This window comes from Aulosira sp. FACHB-615 (assembly GCF_014698045.1).
Taxonomy (GTDB): Bacteria; Cyanobacteriota; Cyanobacteriia; order Cyanobacteriales; family Nostocaceae; genus Nostoc_B.
Map to the genome: position 1 here is coordinate 36514 of NZ_JACJSE010000041.1, position 8404 is coordinate 44917.

The 8404-nt window shown below is 37.5% G+C and carries 2 protein-coding genes and 1 tRNA gene; all 3 read left to right on the forward strand.

What is annotated here, in order from left to right; translation table 11 throughout:
• Window positions 1-194 precede the first annotated feature (194 nt).
• The 3 genes from H6G77_RS31885 to H6G77_RS31895 all read left to right on the forward strand — a co-directional run bounded on the left by H6G77_RS31885 (window position 195) and on the right by H6G77_RS31895 (window position 8319).
• Window positions 195-266, forward strand: a tRNA-Lys gene (locus H6G77_RS31885).
• 637 nt (window positions 267-903) lie between these two features.
• Entirely contained in the window at window positions 904-6861 is a 5958-nt protein-coding gene (locus H6G77_RS31890; RefSeq protein ID WP_190873720.1) for an AAA family ATPase, read from the forward strand.
• A 126-nt stretch (window positions 6862-6987) separates the two neighbouring features.
• A complete protein-coding gene (locus H6G77_RS31895) occupies window positions 6988-8319 on the forward strand; it encodes a beta-propeller fold lactonase family protein (protein ID WP_190873721.1) in 1332 nt (443 codons plus the stop codon).
• The last annotated feature ends 85 nt before the right edge of the window (window positions 8320-8404 follow it).

Here is an 8404-nt window from a genome sequence, read left to right on the forward strand (position 1 = left end):
TTAATATTTTCGGCTCTAAAAAGAAGATTATTCCTGACTTCAGAAATCCTAATTCTCTTTTTTGAAAGGCGATCGCCATTTCACATTTGCTGTCTTGACAAGATTCTGTTAGATTAACTACGCTGTAACCCGCTTCCTGATTAACTTTACCTTGGCATCACCCCACAAAAGCTGCTATAATAGGTATTCAGTGCGGGTGACTAGCTCAACGGTAGAGCAGTAGACTCTTAATCTATTGGTTGCGGGTTCAAATCCCTCGTCACCCACTGGCTTTAAAGTGCTGAGTAAACAGACTATTAAGTATGATGTGTTACGCTGTCGCTAACACATCTATGGTAAGGCTAAAGTATTGTAGTAAAAGAAATTCCATCTGCGGTTAATTTGATCCCAATGTCAGTACACTACTAACTGCTAATAGCTGATGCACTAAAGTAGTCGAAGTATCTGTTAGGACTATGTTTATGGTTGAAATACCTGATAACACTAGTACAACAAGGCAAAAGTAAAAGGTTAAAAGGAAAAAGAAAGAATAGTGATACCACAAGCCTTTTAACAATTTCTTATGGTTGGTTTATTTACGCTGACTTGTACTAAATTCCTAGTCAGTACTTTACTATAAAGTCCTATTCACATTAGCAGGAATAGATATAAGGGTGCAGAAGTGTAAAATTTTTGCTCACCTAAACTAATCTAAAATCTCAAATACTAAATTGTATTAGACATTGCTTTAACAAATTGAATCCATAAACAGAGAAAATTAGGCAAGGATTTCCATTGTAAACATAGGTAAGATAATTTAGTGAAAATTGAATTGAAATAATAAATTAAAAAATCAAAATTATTGATGAGAAATTGATGATATTTGGGAACACTAATATCTAAGCGTCTTTAGGATTTGGTGGTATGTTAGCAGTTTCTGGATATCAATTTAGTGAAATACTCTACGATGGCTTGAGAACACTGGTTTATCGTGGATATCGAGAAATTGACAACAAACCAGTAGTAGTGAAATTGCTGAAAAACCCTTATCCGAGTTTTAATGAATTAGTGCAGTTTCGCAATCAATACACGATCGCTAAAAATTTGCATAAACCTGGAATTATCGAAATCTATAGCCTAGAACCTTATCAAAATGGCTATGCGATCGTGATGGAAGATATGGGGGGAATTGCGCTCAAGGATTATTTTACTGCCACAAAACGGCAATCTCCTGAGTTTTTACTAGAGTTTTTAGAAATAGCGATCGCTCTGTGCAGTATATTAGATACGCTCTATCGTGATGGCATCATCCATAAAGATATTAAACCCAGCAATATTGTCATTAATCCCAATACCAAACAAGTAAAAATTATTGACTTTAGTATTGCATCTTTGTTGCCTAGAGAAACTCAAACGCTGATTAATCCTCATATCTTAGAAGGTACATTGGCTTATATTTCTCCCGAACAAACTGGGAGAATGAATCGTTTGATTGATTACCGGACTGATTTTTATTCCTTGGGGGTAACTTTTTATGAGTTACTGACTGGAGAATTACCTTTTCCATCAACCGATGTGATGGAATTGTTGCATTGTCATATTGCCAAAATTCCGCCCGCATTAGTTAACAGTGCAGAAATTCCCCAGGTAGTTTCCGAGATTGTGTTGAAACTGATGGCGAAAAATGCCGAAGACCGCTATCAAAGTGCATTAGGAATCAAGTATGATTTAGAAAATTGTCTAACCCAACTCCACACAACGGGTAGAATTAAAAGTTTTCAAATTGCCCAAAGGGATATTTGCGATCGCTTTATTATTCCTGAAAAACTGTATGGACGTGAACTAGAAGTTGAAACTCTGTTAACCGCATTTGAACGCGTTGCTAACGGTAGCACAGAAATTATGCTAGTGGCGGGTTTTTCGGGAATTGGTAAAACTGCGGTTGTGAATGAAGTTCATAAACCAATTGTTAGACAACGTGGCTATTTTATTAAAGGTAAATTTGACCAATTTAACCGGAATATTCCCTTTTCAGCATTTGTGCAAGCCTTCCGGGATTTGATGGGACAATTACTCACCGAAAGCGATGATAAAATCCAACAATGGCAGCATAAAATTATTGAAGAATTAGGCGAAAATGCCCAGGTAATTCTTGAAGTTATCCCAGAATTAGAACTAATTATTGGTAAACAACCACCTGCACCAGAATTATCAGGTAATGCAGCCCAAAATAGATTTAATTTGCTATTCCAAAAATTTATTAAACTATTCAGCGCCTCAGCACATCCATTGGTGATATTTTTGGATGATTTACAATGGATTGACTCTGCCTCATTACAACTGATGCAATCGTTAATGAGTGAGGCACATCCTGAATATTTACTTCTGATTGGAGCTTATCGAGATAATGAAGTTTCGGCAGCGCATCATTTAATCTTAGCTTTAGATGACATTGCTAAAAATGGCACCACAATTAATACCATCACCCTGAAAGAACTGGACGAATTGAAATTAAATCAGTTAGTAGCTGATACCTTAATTTGTTCAGAAACCTTAGCCTTACCAATTTCACAATTAATTTATCAAAAAACTCAAGGCAATCCCTTTTTTACAACACAATTTCTCAAATCCTTACACCAAGATAAGCTGATTTATTTTAATTATGAGCAAGGACATTGGGAATGTAATATAGCGGCGATTAATCAGCGATCGCTTACTAGCGATGTTGTTGAATTTATGGCACTACAAATCCAAAAATTGCCAGAAACAACACAAGAAATTTTAAAATTAGCTGCTTGTGTCGGCAACCAATTTGATTTAGAAACCTTAGCAATTGTTTCGCAAAAATCACAACCAGAAACGGCAACATCTTTGTGGAGTGCTTTAAAAGCAGGTTTGATTTTACCTCAAAGTGATGTTTACAAGTTTTTCATCAGTTCAGATCATCAAAATATTCATCAAAACACTTCTGAAATTATCACCTATAAATTTTTACACGATCGCATCCAACAAGCCGCTTATTCATTAATACCCGAAGAACACAAACAACGCACCCATTTACATATCGGGCAATTATTGTTAAATAATACTCCTAAAAATCAACGGGAGGAGAAAATATTTGCCATTGTTAATCAACTGAACTGGGGAATTAAATTACTAGCAACAGCCGAACAGCGAGACGAACTAGCACATTTAAATCTCAATGCAGCCCAAAAAGCTAAAGCCTCAACAGCATATAGCGCCGCTTGGGAATACTGCACATTTAGTCTACAGCTTTTACCCGAAAATAGTTGGCAATATCAATATGAGTTTACTTTAAAAGTATATGAAACAGCCATAGAAGCCGCTTATCTCAGTGGTGATTTTCCCGAAATGGAAAGATTATCAGAAGTTTTATTGCAACAAGCCAAGACAATTCTTGACACAATCACAGTTTATGAAGTCAAAACTCAAGCTTTAATTGCCCAAAATCAAGCTTTAGTAGCGATCAAAATAGTGCTGAAAGTTCTACAATTATTAGGTGTAGAATTTCCTGAAAATCCCACACCCAATGATATTGGTGTGGCATTACAAGAAACACAATTAGCTTATCAAGGTCAAGAAATAGAGTCATTAATTAACTTACCATTAATGACTGATCCAGTACAATTAGCAATTTTACGCTTGATATCGAGCATTTTACCGGCAGCTTTTCTTACATCTCCTATTCTTTATGTGTTACTAACATTTAAAGAAGTAAAAATTTCAGTAGAATCTGGTAATCATGCCATTTCTACCCATAGTTATGGCTGTTATGCAGCGATTTTATCTGGTGGGATGGGAAATAGTGAAACTGGTTATAAGTTTGGTCAACTTGCATTAGATTTATTGCACAAGCTAAATATTAAAGAACTGCAATGTAAAGTTAATGCTATGGTTTATGGCTTTATTAAACATTGGCAAGATGCTTTAAGTACAACTTTAAAACCTCTGCGTGATGCTTATACTATTGGCTTAGAAACTGGAGATTTTCAATTTGCCGGATATAGCGCAGTTATGCACTGTGCATTTGCATATTTTGGTGGAATAGAAAAGGATTTATCAGAATTGCAACAAGAAGTATTAGCTTTTCACGATTCTCTTTATCAAATCAAGCAAAATACTTCTGTTTATTATTTAAAAATGTTGCAACAGGCACTACAAGATTGCCAAACTGGTAGAAGTTCATCACCATACTTACAAGGAGAGTTTTTTGATGAACAAATTATTTTATCCCAGTATATAGAATCTAATGATCGCTTGGGTTTATTTTACATCAATTTTCATAAATTATTTTTAAATTATTTATTGGGAGACTATCAACAAGCAATTGTTGATGCTGCTGCAACTGCACAATATTTAGATGGGGCTGTTGGGTTTCCTTATATTCCTCTATTTTATTTTTATGATTCTTTAGCACACATAGAGGTATACAAGGAAAAGCCTCATCTGGAGTTGGATGAGTTACTGAAAAAAATAGCTGAAAATCAGCAAAAAATGAAAAATTGGGCTGATAAAGCGCCAATGAATTATTTACACAAATTTGAGTTAGTGTCGGCTGAATGTCATCAATTACTTAATAATTACTGGGAAGCAATAGAAAGTTATGATCGGGCAATTGAGGGCGCTAAAAATAATGGCTATATCTGCGAAGCTGCACTAGCAAATGAACTTTTAGCTAGATTTTATCTAAAGTTGAATAAAGAAAATGCTGCCCAAGGATATATACAAGCCGCATATTATGGCTATGCACGCTGGGGCGCAAAAGCTAAAACCGACGACTTAGAAAGGCGCTACCCGCAACTCCTAAAACCTATCCAACAACAGCAAAGACTCAACTTCAATCCATTAGAAACTATTGCGACTATTGCTCAAACATCTACTAGTAATAGTACTAATATTACTGATGCTATAGATTTTGTATCTGTCCTCAAAGCTGCTCAAACTATTTCCAGTACGATTGAATTAGATGAACTTATCGCCGGGTTAACTGAAATTATTTTAGAAAATTCTGGGGCAAAAAAAGCAGTACTGATTCTCCCGGAAGAAAATGGTATTTGGCAAGTCAAAGCAATTACTAAAATTAATCGTCAAGCAAGTTCTCAAGGGAAAATAGAAACTACAATTAACCCCCAATCAATAGAGACTTGCCTAGAGATTCCTGCTACATTGATTAATTATGTCAAGAATACACAAAAAACCGTTGTCATTGATAATTGTAAGACAGATATTCCTGGCATTATTGGGGAATATATGCAAACCTTCAAGCCCGGTAGTGTATTAGGTAAGCCAATTATTTATCATGGGCATTTAGTCGGTATTGTCTATTTAGAAAATAAACTGACAAGTGGTGTATTTCATAGCGATCGCCTGGAAATTATTCAAATGTTATCAGCCCAAGCGGCGATTTCTTTAGAAAATGCCCGACTGTATCGAGAATCCCAAGAAAAAGCCCAACTACTGCAACAAACTCTCCAGCAGCAAAAAACCTTATTTGAGGTGGTAACGCAAATTCGACAATCTTTAAATTTAGAGGCAATTTTCTGCGCCGTTACCCAAAATATCCGTCAAATTCTCCACACTGATCGGGTGGGAATTTATCAATTTCACCTAGAGACAAATTATGAATATGGTGAATTTATCGCCGAGGATGTTTTACCCTCATTTACTTCGGCTTTAGCCGTAAAAGTGCAAGATCATTGTTTTGGAGAAGAATTTGCTACCTTATATAAACAAGGGCGCTATTGTGCCATTGATGATATCAACACAGATGCAGTAGTTGATTGTCATCGAGAAATTTTAGTGAAGTTCCAAGTTAAAGCATCGTTGGTAGTACCAATTATGCAAGATGATGAACTGTGGGGTTTACTCTGCATTCATCAATGCGATCGCCCACGTCATTGGCAACCTTTTGAAATTCAATTTGCCCAACAAATTGGCGCACAAATGGGAGTTGCTCTCAAGCAAGCAGATTTATTAATTGAAACCCAAAAACAAGCCACCGAACTTGAACAAACACTCCAACATCTCCAGCATACTCAAATCCAATTAGTCCAACATGAGAAAATGTCTGCTTTGGGTAATTTGGTTTCTGGGGTAGCACATGAAATGAATAATCCTCTGGGATTTATTTCTGCTAGTTTGGCACAAGCTAAACCTATGTTGGCAGATATTATTCAACATTTAAATCTGTACCAAGAAAGTTTAAATCCTCCTAATCCAAATATCATTAAACATGCCCAAGAAATAGACTTAGATTACACCCTAGAAGACATTCCCCAGATGATTTCTGCCATGATTCTGGCTTGCGATCGCTTAAAAAGCATTAGCACTAGTTTACGTACTTTCTCCCGTGCTGATAGGGATTGCAAAGCCTTATTCAATATTCATGAAGGTATCGATAGTACAATTTTAATTCTCAAACATCGCCTCAAAGCTAATAACCAACGCCCTGCCATTGCCGTAATTACTGATTATGGCGACTTACCAAATATTGAGTGCTTCCCTGGGCAGTTAAACCAAGTATTTATGAATATTTTGGCAAATGCGATTGATGCTTTAGATGAATCAAATGATGGGCGGAAGTTTGCCGAAATCGAAGCCAAACCCAATCAAATTAAAATTACAACTTCTGTGGTAGAGCAGCAAGTAATCATCTCAATTGCTGATAATGGTAAGGGAATGATGGCAGAAGTCAAGCAAAAAATATTTGACCATTTATTTACTACCAAAGGAGTCGGTAAAGGTACAGGATTGGGATTAGCGATCGCCCGTCAAATTGTGGAAGAAACTCACAATGGCAAATTAATTTGTAACTCTGTGTTGGGTGAAGGTACAGAATTTATCTTACACCTTCCTGTATAAAGTTTCCTCTGCTTGTACAGAAGCATAATTGATTACCCGGAAATGATCTGAAGAAATTTGCATAAATTCTCGGAATCACTGTGATATCTCTACATACCGCATGTAGTTATTTCCCAGGGTAAATTGATGAATATAATCTCCAAAACTAACAAAAATAATCGTCAGCGTTCTCAAAAATTGCTGACACTCACTGGTGTAGCCGCCCTTGTACTGACAGGCGGATTAGCAATTCAAAGTGCCGATGCCCACTGGTATCAATGGCCTCGTTTAACTGGTATTGTTTACACCCAAAGTAACATTCCAACTCCCAATGCTAACTCTATTCTTGGTTTCCGCCGTGATGCTTTGGGTACGCTCACACCATTATCTACACCGTCTTTTCCAACTGGCGGTGCAGGAATTCCTAATGCTTCCATCGCTGGAAAAGGCCCCTTTTTCATTACAGCCTTTGCTTCTGATCAAGAAGTGATTGTTAACCCTGAAAAAACGCGGCTATTTGCGGTCAATTCTGGGTCAAATACTATTGCTGTTTTTGACATCAATCGAGATGGCAGTCTTTCGCCAGTAGAAGGATCGCCATTTCCTAGCGGGGGAGTTCAGCCAGTTAGTCTTGGTCTAGCCGGCGATATTTTGACTGTAGTTAACCAAAACTTATTACCGCAGATTCCCACCCAGGAAGCCAGCGATTCTTTACCGAACTATACTACTTTTCGCGTCACTCCCAAGGGCAGACTGATTCCTATTCCAAATTCTACAGCTTCTGTTCCCAGAGGTTCTCTACCTACCCAAGCACTCATTTCTCCTAACAAACGTTTGCTCTTTGGTATGGACGCAGGGACTGGTTTATTGCGCTCTTATCAAATTCTTCCTAATGGTCGTTTGCAACAAAGCCCAAACTCACCACAACAACTACCTCCAGCCGCATTCCCACCCAACCCTCTAGGTCTAACACTGGGGCTTCAAGTTCATCCCCGTCGACCAATTTTGTATGTTGCTTTTACACTCAGCAATCAATTGGGAGTCTATTCTTACGAGCCTGATGGAGATTTACACCTCCTGAGAACCGTACCTAATTCGGGTAGAGCAATTTGTTGGCTAGTAACTAATCGCGCTGGAACTCGTCTTTACACCACAAACCCTCTTGATAACAGTGTGACTGTCTATGATATTGGGCGAGACCCCAGCACACCAGTAGAAATTCAGAGGGTTGTACTCAGGGGAGAGATGCTTACTGGTGGCGCTCAACTAGCTTTAGATTCTACAGAATCATTTCTGCATGTTGTTTCTCAACCAGCTATCAATGTTGCGAATAATCGAATCTCTGTGCTGAAAGTCAACCGATATGACGGAACTGTCACTGAAGTACCTTCTTCACCTCAATTAATACCCTCAGTAAATAATAGCTTCCCACAAGGAATTGTTGCTAATTACAATACCTTCGCCAAAATAAGAGGATGAAGAGAGAGGGCTGATGTAGTAGAGTTATTGTCTTCCCAAACGACAACTCAAAAGCCACAACAAGCCCATGCCCGATATCTTATCA

Bases quoted from the DNA above. Each gene is read 5' to 3' on its own strand.
- H6G77_RS31890 (WP_190873720.1), top strand. From the start codon at position 904: ATGTTAGCAGTTTCTGGATATCAATTTAGTGAAATACTCTACGATGGC.
- H6G77_RS31895 (WP_190873721.1), top strand. From the start codon at position 6,988: ATGAATATAATCTCCAAAACTAACAAAAATAATCGTCAGCGTTCTCAA.